Annotated in this window: 13 protein-coding genes; 7 read left to right on the forward strand and 6 right to left on the reverse strand. The window is 34.1% G+C overall.

Annotated features, from left to right (window positions below; genetic code table 11):
• Position 1: 1 nt before the first annotated feature.
• The gene (locus ACFFVB_RS00195; RefSeq protein WP_382379947.1) at positions 2-2,182 is read right to left on the reverse strand and encodes a carboxy terminal-processing peptidase; all 2,181 of its coding nucleotides are present in this window, start codon (positions 2,180-2,182) and stop codon (positions 2-4) included.
• Positions 2,183-2,338: 156 nt separating this feature from the next.
• Here ACFFVB_RS00195 and surE point away from each other — a divergent pair, with 156 nt between their 5' ends.
• From surE to ACFFVB_RS00220, 5 genes are all read left to right on the forward strand, one after another.
• The gene (gene surE / locus ACFFVB_RS00200; protein WP_382379949.1) at positions 2,339-3,115 is read left to right on the forward strand and encodes a 5'/3'-nucleotidase SurE; all 777 of its coding nucleotides are present in this window, start codon (positions 2,339-2,341) and stop codon (positions 3,113-3,115) included.
• Positions 3,108-3,392, forward strand: a complete 285-nt coding sequence (locus tag ACFFVB_RS00205) for a hypothetical protein (protein ID WP_382379951.1) — start codon at positions 3,108-3,110, stop codon at positions 3,390-3,392. Before surE ends, ACFFVB_RS00205 begins: the two co-directional genes overlap by 8 nt.
• Complete coding sequence (gene lpxB, locus ACFFVB_RS00210) at positions 3,392-4,510, forward strand: lipid-A-disaccharide synthase (protein WP_382379953.1); 1,119 nt, start codon at positions 3,392-3,394, stop codon at positions 4,508-4,510. Before ACFFVB_RS00205 ends, lpxB begins: the two co-directional genes overlap by 1 nt.
• A gap of 1 nt (position 4,511) precedes the next feature.
• Complete coding sequence (locus ACFFVB_RS00215) at positions 4,512-5,078, forward strand: C40 family peptidase (RefSeq protein WP_382379954.1); 567 nt, start codon at positions 4,512-4,514, stop codon at positions 5,076-5,078.
• Between the two features lie 91 nt (positions 5,079-5,169).
• Complete coding sequence (locus tag ACFFVB_RS00220) at positions 5,170-7,122, forward strand: ComEC/Rec2 family competence protein (protein WP_382379956.1); 1,953 nt, start codon at positions 5,170-5,172, stop codon at positions 7,120-7,122.
• Between the two features lie 9 nt (positions 7,123-7,131).
• Here the strand turns inward: ACFFVB_RS00220 and ACFFVB_RS00225 are convergent, their stop codons facing one another.
• The 4 genes from ACFFVB_RS00225 to ACFFVB_RS00240 all read right to left on the reverse strand — a co-directional run bounded on the left by ACFFVB_RS00225 (position 7,132) and on the right by ACFFVB_RS00240 (position 13,014).
• A complete protein-coding gene (locus ACFFVB_RS00225) occupies positions 7,132-7,647 on the reverse strand; it encodes a thioredoxin family protein (RefSeq protein ID WP_382379958.1) in 516 nt (171 codons plus the stop codon).
• A gap of 145 nt (positions 7,648-7,792) precedes the next feature.
• Positions 7,793-9,367: a peptide MFS transporter gene (locus tag ACFFVB_RS00230; RefSeq protein WP_382379960.1), complete on the reverse strand. Its 1,575-nt coding sequence runs from the start codon at positions 9,365-9,367 to the stop codon at positions 7,793-7,795.
• Positions 9,368-9,410: 43 nt separating this feature from the next.
• On the reverse strand, positions 9,411-10,787 hold the full coding sequence (locus tag ACFFVB_RS00235) for a peptide MFS transporter (protein ID WP_382379962.1): 1,377 nt from the start codon (positions 10,785-10,787) through the stop codon (positions 9,411-9,413).
• 40 nt (positions 10,788-10,827) lie between these two features.
• Positions 10,828-13,014 carry a S9 family peptidase gene (locus tag ACFFVB_RS00240; RefSeq protein ID WP_382379964.1) on the reverse strand — a complete coding sequence of 729 codons (2,187 nt, stop codon included), beginning with the start codon at positions 13,012-13,014 and terminating at the stop codon, positions 10,828-10,830.
• A gap of 172 nt (positions 13,015-13,186) precedes the next feature.
• On the opposite strand from ACFFVB_RS00240, the gene ACFFVB_RS00245 reads away from it, so the two are divergent.
• Both ACFFVB_RS00245 and ACFFVB_RS00250 read left to right on the forward strand, forming a co-directional pair.
• Positions 13,187-14,503, forward strand: a complete 1,317-nt coding sequence (locus ACFFVB_RS00245; RefSeq protein ID WP_382379966.1) for a hydroxymethylglutaryl-CoA reductase, degradative — start codon at positions 13,187-13,189, stop codon at positions 14,501-14,503.
• The gene (locus ACFFVB_RS00250; protein WP_382379968.1) at positions 14,503-15,408 is read left to right on the forward strand and encodes a GYDIA family GHMP kinase; all 906 of its coding nucleotides are present in this window, start codon (positions 14,503-14,505) and stop codon (positions 15,406-15,408) included. The genes ACFFVB_RS00245 and ACFFVB_RS00250 overlap by 1 nt, the downstream gene beginning before the upstream one ends.
• Before the next feature lie 58 nt (positions 15,409-15,466).
• Here the strand turns inward: ACFFVB_RS00250 and ACFFVB_RS00255 are convergent, their stop codons facing one another.
• The gene (locus tag ACFFVB_RS00255) at positions 15,467-17,590 is read right to left on the reverse strand and encodes a peptidylprolyl isomerase (RefSeq protein WP_382379970.1); all 2,124 of its coding nucleotides are present in this window, start codon (positions 17,588-17,590) and stop codon (positions 15,467-15,469) included.
• Positions 17,591-17,652 lie beyond the last annotated feature (62 nt).

The following is a 17,652-nucleotide window of genomic DNA, read 5'->3' on the forward strand; positions in this document are numbered from 1 at the left end:
ATTAATTTTTTGAAGATGTCCCTTCCGTTGTTATCAATTCAGAATTAGTAGGCTTAGTAGCTGCCAGTTCTGTTTTCACTTTATAAGACCCTTTTAAATCTTCAAGCACATTGACCGCTTCTTCCACATACACATCTTGTGTTAGGTTTTCATGCCAACGATCACGTTTTAATCTTAACGTAGAATCCTTCACAAACAGCGCTTCTTCGTAAGGTAATGACGTGTAAGTAAGATTAGATTTATAATCTGAAATTTTATCGAAACGTTTAGCCTCTTCTTCATTAAGCTCTAACTTCGCTTTATATTTTACGTAGTTTAAATTGAATTCATTTTCATCCATCTTCGTTTTAATCCATTTCGCATTCTCTTCAATTAAACTCAATTGCTCATTATTGCTCATACGCTCTTTACTCTTGGCAATTGTAGAATCGTAATCAAATTGTCCATTCCATAGCGTATAGTCTGCCGGAGCAATTTTATCCCATGGCAACGGATTATCCTGATCCTTTTCACCGATATCGATAAAACTATAACGATCCGGAACAACTACATCACTCTTAACACCTTCTAATTGTGTAGACCCACCATTAATTCTGTAAAATTTCTGAGTGGTTAATTTAAGAGCTCCAAGATCTCCATTACTATTATTACGTACCATACGGTTTAGATCTAATACATTCTGAACGGTCCCTTTTCCGTACGTTTGTTTACTACCTAGAATAATAGCACGTTTATAATCTTGCATTGCTGCTGCTAGAATTTCTGAAGCAGAAGCAGATAATTCATTAACCAAAATCACTAGTGGTCCATCCCACTCTATAGACTCGTCTTTATCTCTTAAAATCTCTTTAGGCTCTCCCGTAGATCGTACTTGCACAACAGGCCCGTCCTTAATAAACAATCCTGCCATATCGACTACGGTTTGTAAAGATCCACCACCATTATTTCTTAGATCTAAAACAAGACCTTCCATTCCGGCTTCTTTTAATCTATCTATTTCCAGTTTAATATCTGACGCTGCATTTCTATTGTTATAATCTTCGAAATCAACATAAAATTTTGGAAGATTGATCACTCCATATTTCACATCGTCTTTAGTTACTAGAGAGGATTTCGCATAGGTTTCTTCCAACTCTACTACATCTCTAACTATAGATATATCTTTTGTCGATCCATCAACTTTTTTAATGGTTAAAGTCACTTCCGTACCTTTTGGGCCTTTAATGAATTTGATAGCATCGTCTAAACGCATACCTACAATATTAACGGCTTCCTTCTCGTCTTCTTGACGTACTTTAAGTATAATATCTCCAACTTCTAAATCTCCACTTCTCCAAGCAGGTCCTCCAGAAATTAGTTCCATAATCTTAACATTATCCATTTTCTTCTGAAGTCTAGCTCCTATACCTTCTAATTTTCCAGACATTTGCTGATCGAATCTATCTTTATCTTCTGGAGCAAAATAAAATGTATGCGGATCGAAAGACTCTACCACTGCATTTACATACATAGTAAACCAATCGCTACGTTTTAAATCGTCCACATAATCGGTGTAATAGTTATCGATAGATTTTAGAGTAGATTCTCTAGATTCTTTCTCCATTTCTGCATCAGATTTCGGCGTATACGCTGGATCTTCATCCTTCTTAGAACGTTCTTCCGTTTGCAAATCGTCGTAATTAGATATCGACGTAAACTTAAGCTGTCTTCTCCAACGATTTTTCATGTCTTTTTTAGAAGTAGCATAAGGTTTTTCGTCATAATCTCCATCAAAATCTTCATCTACAGAATAGTCGAATGGTGTATTTAAAACATCTTTATACAAGGCTTTAGACTCCTCCATTCTTTGAAGTAAACGTTCGTGAGTCATATTAAAAAATGCAATATCATACTCCTTTAATTGATCGTCAAGATTATCTTTATATTTCTCAAATTCCTTCATATCCGAAGCATAGAAATACCGTTTTAAAGGATCTATTCCTTTTAAATACTTATCGTAAACTTCTTCTGAAAAATTATCGTCTAAAGTTTTAGGATCGAAGTGTCCGCGTTCGAGAACATATGTAATTACTTGGACTAATAATTTGTCCTTATCTGGGTTGCTAAATGTTTTAGTGGTAAAACTGCAAGACGCGAACGCCAACAATAATAGTACTACTAGGTATTTGTAATTCCTTTTCATAAGCCTATAAAAATGCATCGTATATTTTTCACTAAAGTAGAGAAAAAACTATGCCAATAAAAATCAATATAACGTAATTTTTTGTTAAACTAAACAAATTGGCCGTTTCAGCAAGATTTTATGTATTTTAGCATAGCGATTTCAAAACAAAAAAAGATGTCAAAAAAGCCCCTTATTTTGGTTGTAAACGACGACGGTATTACAGCACCAGGAATAAGAACCCTAATTAAAATAATGAACACCATTGGAGATGTTGTGGTGGTTGCTCCCGATAGTCCACAAAGTGGTATGGGTCATGCTATAACTGTAGATTCTACTTTATATGTCGAGAAAATTACAATAGACAATGGTTCTCAAAAAGATTATAGTTGTTCAGGAACTCCTGCCGACTGCGTAAAACTAGGCGTTCGTGAAATATTAAAACGACGTCCAGATCTTTGCGTTTCAGGTATAAATCATGGCTCTAATTCTTCGATAAATGTTATTTATTCAGGAACTATGAGTGCCGCTATAGAAGCGGGTATTGAAGGCATTCCTGCAATTGGTTTTTCGCTTTTAGATTACAACTGGAATGCAAATTTCGAACATTCCGAATCCTTTATAAAAACCATTACAGAAAACACATTAAAACATGGCTTACCACAAGGTGTCGTTTTAAATGTAAACATTCCTAATGTTCCCAAAAAAGACATAAAAGGTATTCGTGTTTGCAGACAAGCCCGAGCAAATTGGGTCGAGAAGTTTGATAAAAGACAAAGTCCGATGGGAAAAGATTATTATTGGCTTACAGGTAAATTTGTAAATTTAGACCAAGGCGAAGATACAGACGAGTGGGCATTAGAAAACAATTATATTTCTGTCGTACCAGTACAATTCGACTTAACAGCCTACCGAAGTATTCAACAAATTAACACTTGGAATTTAAATGATTAAAAAAGAAGTTTTTATTGGATTTTTAGTCGGTATTATTGCCAATGCTCTTGGATTATTTTTAGCAGCAAAATTATTAGGAAGAGGCGATGATGCTTTAACAGTAATAGAAGCCGCCGCTGCCGAAGGATTTTTAGGAAAATTAACCAGCTTAGGTGCTGTTTTAAATTTAGTTGCTTTCTTTATTTTTATAAAAAAGAGACAAGATTATAGAGCTCGAGGTGTAATTTTAGCCACAGCTTGTATTGCTATACTTACATTTACTTTTAAATTTTTATAATGAAATATTACATTATTGCAGGAGAAGCCTCAGGAGACTTACACGGCTCGAATCTAATGAAAGCGCTACAAGAAGTAGACAAAAACGCTGATTTTAGATTTTGGGGAGGAGATCTCATGCAAAATGTTGGAGGTACTTTAGTGAGCCATTATAAAGAACGTGCGTTCATGGGCTTTGCAGAAGTCATTAGCAACTTATCAAAAATTTTAAAAGCGATATCTTTTTGTAAGGAGGATATAAAAAAATATAATCCTGACGTTATCGTATTTATAGATAATTCTGGATTTAATTTACGTATTGCCAAATGGGCTAAACAACAAAATTACAGAACAAATTATTATATCTCTCCGCAAGTATGGGCATCTAGAGCAAATAGGGTAAAAAACATTAAGCATGATATAGATGCGATGTATGTTATTCTTCCTTTTGTAAAACCATTTTATGCCAAGTATGGTTACGATGTTACTTTTGTAGGACATCCTTTAATTGATTCTATCGCAGATAGAACTCAAGTAGATGAATATAAATTTAGGAAAGAACACGGGTTAAGTGACAAACCTATAATTGCCATTTTACCAGGAAGCAGAAAACAAGAGATTAACAAAATGCTTACTGTAATGCTTAGTCTAATTGACGATTACCCGGACTACCAATTTGTAATTGCTGGCGCTCCGAGTCAAGATTATGAGTATTACCAACAATTTATTAAAGGTAGCAACGTTAATTTTATAGCGAATAAAACCTACGACCTATTAAGCGTATCTTTTGCCGCATTGGTAACCTCTGGAACAGCAACTCTAGAAACTGCTTTATTTAAAGTGCCACAAGTGGTTTGCTATAAAGGAAGCTGGTTGTCTTACCAAATTGGACGTCGAATTATTAAATTGAAATATATTTCTTTGGTGAATTTAATTATGGATAAACCCGTAGTTAAAGAACTTATCCAGGATGAGTTTACCACTAAGAATTTAAAAAAAGAACTTAATATTATCCTTGATGATTACGAGCGTACTAAGTTTTTTATTAATTATTACGATTTAGAAAAAGAGCTTGGCGGAAAAGGAGCCAGTAAAAAAACAGCCGAACATATTTACAACGGATTAAAATCAAATACCTAACATGCACAAATTATCATTTATACTTTGCTTACTTATTTGTGTAAGTAGCTGTAAATCTTCTAAAAAATCTAAAACATACAATCAGCCTAGTACTGCGATTACGTCAAAGAACTCAGAACATATTAAATCTAAAAGTGATGATAATCACGTAATTTTAGCTCCAAAGAACGAAGCCGAATTAAAATCATTAGGAATCGAATTAGTCGATTTTGCCAAGCAATTTGAAGGTGTTCGCTATAAATATGGTGGCACTACAAAAAAAGGTATGGATTGTTCGGGCTTAGTTTTCGAAACTTATAAAGCATACAATATAGATCTTCCTCGCGTTTCCAGAGACATGGCTAAAGAAGGCATTAAAATAGATCTTGAAGATGTAAAAGAAGGTGATTTATTATTCTTTCACACCAACTCCAGGAATAAAACGATTAACCATGTCGGTTTAGTGGTTACATCTAGGATTGGACAAATAGAATTTATACATTCTACAAGCAGCAAAGGCGTGATAACATCCTCACTAGCAGAACGCTACTGGTATCATTCTTTCAAAGAAGCACGCCGAATACTCTAATTATTAGTATCTTACTGTTATGAAGTTGAGTCGCTTTATAATAGTAAAACTCACAATATTCCTAATCGTTGGAATCTGTTTAGGTTTTTTTATGCCTATTCCATTTCTATGGAGTGCGCTATCCTGTGCAATTTTACTTTGCATTCTCTTTGTGTTGTATTGGAGAAATAGATCCCATTTTAAACCATCTATAGGATTTGGAATTATCACGTTTCTGTTAACGGTATCTATCGGGATTTCAAGTATACATTTGTATAATCAGAGCTTACAGCCAACACATTATTCTCATGTAAAAGCGGCTGTAGAACACATTACTTTTAAGATTAGCGATATTCTTAAATCGAACACGTACTATGACAAATACAAGATTCAGATTTTATCTATTAACAATCAAAATGTTACTGGTACAGCTCTGCTAAATGTACAAAGAGATACGTTGCAAAATCCGTTGAACATTGATGCTGTTTATAGCACTTCAGATGGTTTAAAAGACATACGCTCTCCCTTAAACCCAAATCAATTTGATTATAAATCCTATTTAACTCGGCAGTACATATACCATCAAATTACAACCTCTCAAAATCGCCTATTTCAACATCCTAATCAGCGATCTACACTTTCTGGGTTAGCCCATCGTATAAATACATTCGTAAATTCTAAGCTAAAAACGTATCCTTTTGGAGCAGATGAACTCGCTGTAATTAATGCGTTATTACTTGGGCAAAGACAGGATATTTCAGAAACTTTATATAACAATTACACTAAAGCAGGTGCTGTACATATTTTAGCGATATCGGGACTGCATGTCGGTATTTTATTATTGATTCTAAATTATATATTATCGCCGCTCCAGCGTTTAAAATACGGCAGAGGTCTAAAAACCATTCTTGTCATTGTTTTAATGTGGTGCTTTGCTATATTAACAGGTTTATCACCTTCGGTAAGTAGAGCAACTTTAATGTTCACTCTTGTAGCTATTAGTTTAAATTGGAATCGTCCTAATAACACATTCAATACTGTTGCTATTTCTGCATTTTTACTTCTACTCTGGAATCCTTTATTGCTTTTCGATGTAGGATTTCAGTTAAGCTATTTAGCCGTTTTAAGCATCGTAGCGCTTCAACCTAAATTAAATAGATTATGGTTTCCTAAAAATAAACTCATTAAATTACTTTGGAATACGCTTACAGTAACACTCGCTGCTCAAGTTGGGGTTTTGCCATTAAGCATCTATTATTTCCATCAGTTTCCGGGATTATTTTTCATTTCGAATTTAATAATTATACCCTTTCTAGGTTTCATTTTAGGTTTCGGAATTTTAATACTAATTATGGCTGCTTTTGAAATACTGCCCGATGTAATCGCTATACTTTTTAATAATATTATTGGTATTATGAACACGGTTATTGAGTGGATCGCTAATCAAGATCAATTTATATATAGTGCTATTTCCATAAAACTTAATTCCGTTATTGCTCTTTATTTTTTGATTATATGCTCTATTTACGCCATCTCCATACCCAAATATAAATCGATAGTAATAACTTTAATGGCATGTGTAATTCTCCAATTTACATTGCTTTATAATCGGATATCCTTGAATGCTACTGAATGGATACTGTTTCATAAAAACAGAGAAAGTGTATTAACCCACCGAACGCATAATGAGCTTGATATTTTTACGAAAACAGATTCTACTTTATCATTACATGCTTACCCTTTAAAAGATTACGTAATATCAAGAGAAATACAGACAGCTCGGAATAAACCTTTAGCCGATGTCTATTCCATTGACAACGAAAAAATGTTGGTAGTAGACAGTTTAAGCATCTATAAGGTGAAGTCTTTTAAACCGTATTATGTCTTGCTTAGTAATTCACCTAAAATAAATTTAAATCGTTTAATCGACTCTTTAAAGCCTAAGGAAATTATTGCTGATGGCAGTAATTACAAATCGTATATCGCGCGTTGGCAAATGACCTGTAAAAACAAAAAAATCCCTTTCTACCAAACAGGTAAAAAGGGAGCTTATATATTTAAATAAGATTTGTTATTATTCAACAAATTCAGGAACAAAACTTTCAAAATAGGCATTGGCACTTTCTTGACTTTGTAACTCTTTATATTTATCGCTGTAAAAAAGCTTTAAGTATACTTCTAATTGTTGTGGTTGCTGATAGCCTCTAACGGGAGCGATAACTTGCGCTTCTTCATCCAAAAACACTATTGTTGGATAAGCATCGACACCCAATGCTCTAGTAAATTCATGCACACCATTTCGCTTATTTTTTTTTGCTTCATCGTAATTTGGATTGCCATATGTAGTCCCTTGGTAGGTTATAGACTCTTGACCTTCAGCATCAAATTTAACAGCATAATAATTAGCGTTTACATACTCGGCAACATCGGCGTTCTGAAACGTGTTTTTATCTAACATTTTACAAGGACCACACCAGTTGGTATAGGCATCCATCATAATCTTTTTAGGTGCTGTTTTCTGAAGTTCTAAAGCTTCATTAAAACTTAACCAATTAATTTCCTGTGCATTTATAATTCCTATTGAAAACATAAGAACCATTAGACATAAACCTTTTCTCATCAACTTAACATTTTTTATTTTCATTCTTAAAAACAGTGTACTCACCATTAGTGGTCTAAAATATAAAAAGCATCTTACAAAGAAGATGCCTTTTATTATATAAATATGTTAATTTTTAGTGCACACCATGCATTAACTTGTTCACTTTACGTGTTAAAGCCATTATTAATAACCCCGCACAAATTGGAACAATTGTAAAGATTAAGAAAAATGTACTCATATCGTAAGCTGCTGTAATTTTATCGATAAGTCCACCCGAATAACCTGCTGCTTTATTTCCTAAACCAACAGCTATATACCAAAGACCAAACATCATCCCTATTTTAGCTGCAGGCACTAACTTACTAACATAAGACAACCCTACTGGCGATAAAGATAATTCTCCTAAAGTATGAAGTAAATAAGCTAATATTAACCAAACTACACTAACAGAAGCCGTTTGTGCACCTTGAGGTATACTTGCAGAACCATAAGCTAATACACCAAAACCTAACCCGAGTAAAATTAAACCAATCCCGAACTTAACAGTTGCTGGCGGATTGTATTTACTCTCCCATATTTTTGAGACTAGTGGCGCAAAAGCAATGATATAAAATGAGTTTAAAATTCCGAACCAAGATGCTGGAATTTCTGTGTTTTCTTGATTAAATTGTGACTTAAGCATATAAATTACAATCCCCCAAATAATAGCAAAACTTAAACCTAATGCTAAGTTTGACAGTTTATATTTAGAAAATGTAATTTTAAATAATTGCAATAATACATACGTGATAATTAATAAAGGCACCACCGTCAATAAGGTATTCGCTATTCTGAATATGGTAGCCGAATCTCCTTCTAAAACACGGTTGGTATAATCTGATGCAAAAATAGTCATAGATCCTCCTGCTTGCTCAAATGCTGCCCAGAAGAATATGGTAAAGAAAGCAAGAATTCCCACTACAATATATCTGTCTTTCTGAACATGACTAGGAACCACTTCTTCTTTATTAGTATCTTCTCCCAATTCCTTATGATCTGCATCGAAACTCAATGTGTCTTTTGGCGATAATCCAATTCTTCCGAAAATAGTTTGAGCTAACCAAAACTGAACCATTCCTAAAAACATAAATATTCCAGCTAAACCAAAACCAAAATGCCATCCAATAGATTCACCAATATAACCACAAAGCAAAATACCTAAAAAGGCACCTGCATTTACACCCATATAAAATATAGTAAAAGCACCATCTTTCTTATCCTGTGCATTTTTATAAACACCGTTAATAATAGATGTAATATTCGGTTTAAATAAACCGTTACCAGCGACTAAAAATGCAATTCCTAAATACAAACTCCATGGTGTATCGAATGCCATGGCCGCGTGACCTAAAGTCATAATAAACGCACCAATTGCCACTGAACGCCTGTATCCTAAAAACTTATCGGCCAAGAGGCCTCCTAAAATTGGAGAAAAGTAAACCAACATGGTATAGGTACCATAAAGTCCTAAAGCATCTTCTCTGCTCCATGCCCAACCACCATCGATAATCGCAGAGGTTAAGAATAGCACCAAAATCGCACGCATTCCATAGTATGAAAAACGTTCCCACATTTCGGTGAAGAATAATACAAATAACCCTGAAGGGTGTCCCATTAGAAGTTTGCGATTCATATCGGAACCTTCAAATCTAAAATTTGTTGCACTCATTATTACGTATTTTTAAATATATCTCGTTTAAATAGCGTCTCGTTTAGTGTGCCATTTCATGTTCGTCATCTTCAGCACCATGAGTTAGCACCTCTAATTTCTTTCTAAAAAGCAACATAATTAACCCAAAAGCTACACAAAAAATAGCAATACCCGTAAAGATGGTAAATTCACCTAAACTTTCGGAAGCTTCACCTAAAAGACCTGCTAATTTATTCCCAAAACCAGTCATTGCAAAAAAGACACCCATCATTAAAGATGCATATTTTACAGGCGCTAGTTTTGTAATATAAGAAAGTGCTACTGGAGATAAAGAAAGTTCTCCAACGGTATGAAATAAATACGCTAATACCAACCAGTACATTGCAGATCCACCTTGTCCATCGATAACAGGTCCGTTAGTACTAAATTGTGATGCTGCTGCGGTCATAAAAAAGAACCCCATTCCCATTATTATAAGACCTACAATCATCTTAAAAAGTGATGTAGAGATCTTACCTTTCAACTTACGTTTTGCCCAAAAACCAGCAACAGTTGTTCCTAATAAGATAATAAAAATAGCATTAAAAGATTGGAACCATGAGGCAGGAAACTCCCATCCCATTATCATTCTATTAGTCTTTTCTGAAGCATAAATATTCATTAAACCTCCAGCTTGTTCAAACGCTCCCCAGAATACAATAACTAGTAAAAATGAAACCAGTAATACTACCACTCTATCTTTTTCAACTTTAGTTAAAGGTTTGTCACTCATTTCTTTTTCTGCAGCACTCATTGAGCTTCCTAAATGATCGCCAACATTATGTAAATATTTCTGACCTGCGATGTATTGGATTAAACCTAAAGTCATTCCAATTCCTGCTAATCCAAATCCGTAATGCCAACCATAAACTTCACCAACATATCCAACAACTATACTTGAAATTGCTGCTCCAACGTTAATTCCGATATAAAAAATCGTAAATCCTTTATCTCTTCGTATATCTCCTTTTCCATATAATCCACCTACCATGGTAGAAATATTTGGTTTTAATAAACCGACACCTAAAATAATTAATGCTAAACCACTATAAAAGGCCCACATTTCTTCTACTGCAAGAATACCATGTCCTGCAACTAATAAAATTCCACCGTATAAAACAGATTTCTTCTGACCGAAAAACTTATCAGCTAACCATCCTCCAGGAATCGAAGCCACATACACTAACATGGTGTAGGTCCCGTATAATGATAATGCTTCTCCGTTGGTCCAACCTAAACCAGCATTAGCACCTTTTGTTTCTGCTACTAAATACAATACCAAAATGGCACGCATTCCATAGTATGAAAAACGCTCCCACATTTCGGTAAAAAATAGAACATACAATCCTATTGGGTGACCAAATAATTCCTTTTGTTTAACATCAATCGATTCTGTCATGTGTAATTTTATTAGTTATTGTTATTAAGGGTTTTTCTTTTTATAATTTATCTCCTAAAGTTTTGTCTAAAAAGTTAGTCATTTTAGTATATAAATGTAATCTCGTGTTGCCTCCATAAATACCATGATCGTTATCTGGGTATAGCATCCATTCGAATTGTTTGTTCGCCTGAATTAACGCTTCTATCATTTGCATTGAATTCTGAACATGCACATTATCGTCTCCTGTTCCATGAACTAACAGAAAATCTCCTTTTAGTTTATCGACATGATTAATCGGTGAATTTTCGTCGTAGCCTGAAGCATTTTCCTGTGGTGTTGTCATGTATCGTTCTGTATAAATAGAATCGTAAAATCTCCAACTTGTAACCGGAGCAACGGCAATTGCCATTTTAAACACGTCGTTTCCTTTAAAAATAGCATTACTACTCATAAATCCACCAAAGCTCCAACCCCAAATTCCAATACGTTCTTTATCAATGTATGATAAATCTCCTAATTGTTTTGCAGATTGAATTTGATCTTCTAACTCATATTTCCCCAATTCCTTTTGTGTCGATTTTTTAAATGCAGCGCCTTTATAACCAGTACCACGACCGTCTACACAAGCAATAATATATCCTTTCCCAGCTAACATTTCGTACCATAAATCGTTAGCTCCTAACCAACTATTTGAAACACTTTGAGATCCTGGTCCTGAATATTGAAACATTAATAACGGATATGTTTTAGATGCATCGAAGTTTGATGGCTTAATCATCCACATATTTAAATCGTTTCCATTTACTTTTATGGTACTAAATTCTTTTGGAGAGATATCGTAATGCGATAATTTATCAGATAAAGTTTTATTGTCTTTAATGGCTTTAATGACTTTACCCGTTTTCGAATCGTTTAAAGTATACAACGGTGGTGTACTTGCATTAGAGTAAGTATTGATAAAGTAGGTGAAATCTGCGCTAAAAGATGCGGCATTTGTTCCTTCTTTATTCGATAAATGAATTTTCTTTTTTCCGTTTAAACCTATACTATACACATCACGATTTATAGATCCATTTTCTACAGACTGATAAAAGATACGTTTCGATTTTTTATCGAAACCATAATAATTGGTCACTTCCCAATCTCCTTTTGTAATCTGACTGATTAGCTTACCGTCTTTTTTATAATGATAAATATGATTATTTCCATCTTTTTCGCTGGTCCAAACAAAGCTATTATCTTCTAAAAAGGTTAAGTTATCCGTAATATCAACATAGGCTGCATCCGTATCTGTAAGCACTAATTTAGAAGACATGTCTGAAGCATCAATCATCCATAAATCCAATTCGTTTTGATGTCTGTTAGTATATTGTGCACTTAAAACATCGGTTTCGTTTGTCCATTTAATTCTAGGAATATAGAAATCTGAATAGGCCTTATTTAATTTTACTTCTGAAGTATTATCTGTTTCTAAATTAAAAACATGAAGTGAGACTTTAGAGTTTGCTTCTCCTGCTTTAGGATATTTAAACACATTTTGTTGAGGGTATAACTCCGTTCCATAAACGTCCATAGAAAATTCAGGAACATCAGATTCATCAAATCGGATAAAAGCAATTTTATTACTTGCTGCATTCCATTCGAAAGCGCGAACAAAAGCAAATTCTTCTTCGTAAACCCAGTCTGTGATTCCGTTTATAATTTTATTATCCACACCATCCGATGTAAATTTTGTGGTTTCACCAGTATTTAAATCCTTAACAAATAAATTATTATTTAAACCATACGCCACTTTTGTACCATCAGGAGAAAAGGTCGGTTCCTGAATTTTTTCATCAGAAATCGCGATAACTTTTTTAGTCGCAGTATCGAACACAAAATATTTCCCTAAAGTAGAGCGTCTAAAAATAGATTCTACTTCAGTTGCTAAAAGCACCTTACTTTCGTCCTTACTAAACGTATAATCTGTAAAATATGCAATCTCCGATAAACGTCCTGAATTCAATAAAGACTTCTCTTTGCTTAAGGTTTTATAGTCGTAAATATCGATAGAAGATGTTCCAGATTGTCTATCGAAACTTAATACAGAATATTCTTGACCGTTAGCCATCGAATGTAAAGACTGCATGCGCTCTGTTCTAAAACCGCCATTCCAAATATCTTCTAAACTAATTTGTTTTTGTTGTGCTGAAACTAAACCTGATGTTAAAACGAACAACAGTAATAATGGAGAATAATACTTCACGTATAATTATTTATATATTAGTTAAAATTAGGGAAATTTCAAAGGCTCCGAATTTAGTAAAAATTAACGGAAACAACACCTCTATTTATAGTTTAAATAGGCAATACAGGGGCTTAAAACCATAAATTAGCTTGAATTAATACTATATTTGCTAGATTAAATAAAAAATTGAATGAGTAAAACGATTTCAGGTTTTTCAAAACTATCTAAGTCAGAAAAAATAGATTGGCTGGTTAATGCGTATTTCGACAAGCAAGAACATAGCAAAACTATTTTAAAACAATATTGGAATTCTAACGATAAACTACAGCAACTTCACGACGAGTTTATCGAAAATACCATTACAAATTATTATTTACCCCTAGGTGTAGCTCCTAATTTTTTAATTAACGACAAGCTATACACCATTCCAATGGCAATCGAAGAAAGTTCGGTAGTTGCCGCAGCAAGTAAGGCTGCAAAGTTTTGGTTAGAACGCGGCGGATTTAAAACTACCGTAATTTCTACCACTAAAATCGGACAGGTACATTTTATATATAAGGGTGATAACTCGCATTTACAAGCCTATTTTAAAACGATAAAGCCACAACTTTTACAAGCTGTAAAACCACTTTCTAAAAACATGGAAAAACGTGGTGGCGGTATTTTAGATATTGAGTTGCGCGATAAAACAGCAGAGATTCCTAATTATTTCCAGCTGCATGTATCTTTTGAAACTGCAGATGCTATGGGAGCGAATTTTATTAATTCGTGTTTGGAACAATTTGCTAAAACATTTAAATCTGAAGCTCTAAACTTTAAAGATTTTACTCCAGAAGAAGCCGACATAGAAATTGTAATGAGCATACTCTCGAACTACGTTCCGGATTGTTTAGTTCGCGCGGAAGTAAGTTGTAAAGTCGAAGAATTAACCGAAAACAAAGCAATACCTGCAGAGGTTTTTGCAAAGAAGTTTATACAGGCTGTAAACATTGCTGAAATAGAACCTTTTCGTGCCGTAACTCACAACAAAGGGATTATGAATGGTATTGATGCCGTTGTCTTAGCTACCGGAAACGATTTTAGAGCTGTGGAAGCTGGCGTACATGCATATGCCTCTAGAAACGGATCGTATAGCAGTTTGTCTCACGCTAAAATAGAAGACGATATATTTACGTTTTGGATGGAAATACCATTGGCCTTAGGAACTGTAGGTGGTTTAACTAACCTACATCCATTGGTAAAACTCTCTTTAGAGATGTTAGGCAAGCCAACAGCAAAAGAATTAATGCAAATTGTCGCTGTTGCTGGATTAGCACAAAATTTTGGAGCTTTGCGTTCATTAACAACTACAGGAATTCAAGAAGGCCACATGAAAATGCATTTAATGAATATATTAAATCAACTGGAGGCTAATCCTGAAGAAAAAACAGTTATCGTGAATCATTTTAAAACACATACCGTTTCACATAGTGCGGTTGTAGAAGCTATAGAAAAATTACGTCAATAATGGATACGTTTTACAGTCATGGTAAACTATTAATTACCGCTGAATATTTAGTTTTAAATGGTGCTGAGGCTTTGGCACTACCAACTAAATTTGGGCAATCATTAACGGTTGAGCCGCATGCAGATGCAGGCATACATTGGCAGAGTTTTAATAGTGAAAATGAAATTTGGTTAGAAACGCATCTTAGTTATAACAACCAAACGCTTGTCCCAGACATAGAAAACGAACTTACCTTAAGATTGGCGTCGATATTAAATGTGGCTAAACAATTAAATCCTAATTTCCTTAAACACGAAAAAGGCCTAAGTGTAAAAACATACTTAGATTTCCCAACAAATTGGGGTTTAGGAACATCTTCGACTCTAATAAATAACATTGCAAATTGGGCAGAGGTAAATCCTTATAAACTGCTTGGACTTACTTTTGGTGGTAGTGGTTACGATATTGCTTGCGCTTCTAACGATACACCGATTACCTATAAATTAGATGAAACTAAACCTATTGTAAAAGCCGTTTCTTTTAAACCCAGCTTTTCCGAACACATCTATTTTGTACACCTAAATATAAAACAGAATAGTCGCGATGGTATTACACATTACAAATCTAATCGGTCAGATAAATCCGAAGCGATTAAAGCTGCCAATGCAATTACAGAAGCACTTTTAACATGTATCGATTTAAACGCATTTAACACCTTAATAAACGCTCACGAAGCTATAATTGCAGACATTGTGAAGTTAGATCCCGTGAAAGCGAACTTGTTCACCGATTTTAAAGGAAGCATTAAAAGCCTAGGTGCTTGGGGTGGCGATTTTGTCATGGTAGCATCGGTAGAAGATCCCACCGATTACTTTAAACAGAAAGGCTATCTTACCATTCTTTCTTACCAAGACATGATATTATAAAACAAAAAAAATCCTCATCTATCGATGAGGATTTTTTTTGTTTTATGCTTATTGTGACTTATTGCACAGACTCTGCTCTATTATCTTCAATATCTGAAGCATCTTTTAAAGCTTCATATAATTTAGTGTTTACAGCATTTGCTTTTTGTTGTCCAACACGGGTTGCAAAAGCTTGGTAGTTATCCAACTCTGCCGCTGGTGAAACTTTAGTAACTTCAACCATATACACTCCGTTTTCTCCAACTACTAATTTAGACGTTTCTCCTTCATTTAAACCGAAAGCAGCACCAACAATAATTGGTTCTCTACCCGCACCAGAAATAGTAGGGTTTTTCATGTTTATAGAAGATGCCGTTTTAACAGTCTGATTTTCTTCTGAAGCTAAAGCATCTAAAGTAGTCGCTTTTACACGGTCTATAATTAAAGCTGCTTTTTTCTGTTTGCGTATTTTAGGAACTACAATTGCAGAAGCATTGTCTGTAGACATTAAACCTGCTTCGTTTTTACTAGTAAGTTGAACGATTGCATATCCACCAGAGATATTGAAACGTTTAACATCACCTATTTTAGATTCTTCGTTAAAGGTCCAACGTACAATTTGACGTTGATTACTTAATCCAGGGATGTTTTCTTGAAGAATTTCAATTCCTTTTACAGGGCGAACTGAATAGTTATTTTCTTTAGATACGGCTTGAAAATCTTTATCTGCTACAGCGATTTCAAATTTAGAAGCATCTCTAAACACTTTATCTATTGTTGCGTCAGATGGTTCGATTTCTCTTGCGATAGTCGCGATTTTAACAGCTTTCTCTTTAGCAGTTTGATCTAATATTTCAATAATGTGAAAACCAAAGTCTGTTTTTACAACACCAATATCTCCTTTACTATTTCCGAAAGCGTAATCTCTAAATTCTGGTACCATAGCATTGTATGTAAACCAATCTAGAACACCGTCATTTTCATTACTTACTTTATCTGCAGATAAAGCTAATACATCTGCAAATTTAGAGCGATTCGCTTTTATAACAGCCATTACACTATCTGCCGTTTTTCTAGCTTCAACTTGTGTTTGCGTTGTTTCTACAGTCGCAGCACGAGAACCTAAAAATGGAATTAAAATATGTCTAGCTTTAGCTGAATCTGGTAAGAATCTTTCTTCAACTAATTTAGATAATTTAAAGAACCCATTATCTTTATAAGGTCCAAAAGTACTTCCCGCACTTTCGTTGTATAAGTTATCTGCTAAGTTTTTTGGTAAAGCCGATTTGAATACAAAACGGTCGTCGTATTTAATATCTGAATTAGAATTCACATAAGTTTCAACATCCTTTACTTGAGCAAATCCTAAAACCGTATCGTTAGTTTTAGTAAGATCGTTATAAACTACAGAGTTGTTTAACATGTTAGTTAATGAAGTAGAAATCTCTTTTTCATCTTCTAAAGAAGCAACTTCTCTAAACTCTACATAATTAATATCTCTAGAAGCTTCAACTTGAAATTCTTTTTTATGATCCTTAATGTAACTAGAAATTTCTGATTTAGAAACCGCTACAGTACTATCTGAAATCGTATTAAAAGGAATTTGAATATATTTAATATCAACCTTATCGTTTTCTAAACCGTGCTCTACTTTACCTTCTGCTAAAGTTCCTGTTACACCAGCCTTAACCATATTAATATAGTCCTGTTGCATACCAGTTGCAGCGATAGATTGTTCGTAATCGATCCATTGTTGGTAACCTTCTGCAGACGTTGCTTTTAAAGTAGCAATGTATTCATTAAGTTTATTCTCGTCAAATAAACCAGCTTCGTTTTGAAATTCTGGGCTACCTGCTAAGTTTGTTTTTAACAAGTTTCTCATTTGGTCACGCTCTACAGTAAATCCTAAAGAGTTGTATTGAGACTCCATTACAGCTTGTCTTAATTCTTGATTCCAAACCGTATTCATTGCTTGTGTGTTAGTCACACCCTGTCCCATTTGTCTTTGTGCAAATTCTACTTTACGTAAAAAGTCTTCTCTAGAAATTTCTTTCCCGTTAATTGTCGCAACAACACTTTGAGATTTATTTGCTAATGCATCCCCATTTTGGAATAAACCAGAAAGTACAAAAGAGAATAAAGCTAATGCAATAATTAGGATTAAGAAAAGTGAACGTTGTCTAATTTTATTTAAAACTGCCATTGGTCATTTAAATTATATGAAATATTGGGCGCGAAAATACCATTTTCCTTTTAATTATAAAA

The organism is Formosa undariae (genome assembly GCF_042427615.1).
Lineage (GTDB): Bacteria > Bacteroidota > Bacteroidia > Flavobacteriales > Flavobacteriaceae > Formosa > Formosa undariae.

What these genes read in the sequence shown, in the direction of transcription:
- ACFFVB_RS00230 (WP_382379960.1), bottom strand. Translation starts at nt 9,367, where the DNA reads ATGAGTGCAACAAATTTTAGATTTGAAGGTTCCGATATGAATCGCAAA.
- ACFFVB_RS00225 (WP_382379958.1), bottom strand. Translation starts at nt 7,647, where the DNA reads ATGTTTTCAATAGGAATTATAAATGCACAGGAAATTAATTGGTTAAGT.
- ACFFVB_RS00255 (WP_382379970.1), bottom strand. Translation starts at nt 17,590, where the DNA reads ATGGCAGTTTTAAATAAAATTAGACAACGTTCACTTTTCTTAATCCTA.
- surE (WP_382379949.1), top strand. Translation starts at nt 2,339, where the DNA reads ATGTCAAAAAAGCCCCTTATTTTGGTTGTAAACGACGACGGTATTACA.
- ACFFVB_RS00195 (WP_382379947.1), bottom strand. Translation starts at nt 2,182, where the DNA reads ATGAAAAGGAATTACAAATACCTAGTAGTACTATTATTGTTGGCGTTC.
- lpxB (WP_382379953.1), top strand. Translation starts at nt 3,392, where the DNA reads ATGAAATATTACATTATTGCAGGAGAAGCCTCAGGAGACTTACACGGC.
- ACFFVB_RS00220 (WP_382379956.1), top strand. Translation starts at nt 5,170, where the DNA reads ATGCCTATTCCATTTCTATGGAGTGCGCTATCCTGTGCAATTTTACTT.
- ACFFVB_RS00215 (WP_382379954.1), top strand. Translation starts at nt 4,512, where the DNA reads ATGCACAAATTATCATTTATACTTTGCTTACTTATTTGTGTAAGTAGC.
- ACFFVB_RS00245 (WP_382379966.1), top strand. Translation starts at nt 13,187, where the DNA reads ATGAGTAAAACGATTTCAGGTTTTTCAAAACTATCTAAGTCAGAAAAA.
- ACFFVB_RS00205 (WP_382379951.1), top strand. Translation starts at nt 3,108, where the DNA reads ATGATTAAAAAAGAAGTTTTTATTGGATTTTTAGTCGGTATTATTGCC.
- ACFFVB_RS00235 (WP_382379962.1), bottom strand. Translation starts at nt 10,787, where the DNA reads ATGACAGAATCGATTGATGTTAAACAAAAGGAATTATTTGGTCACCCA.
- ACFFVB_RS00250 (WP_382379968.1), top strand. Translation starts at nt 14,503, where the DNA reads ATGGATACGTTTTACAGTCATGGTAAACTATTAATTACCGCTGAATAT.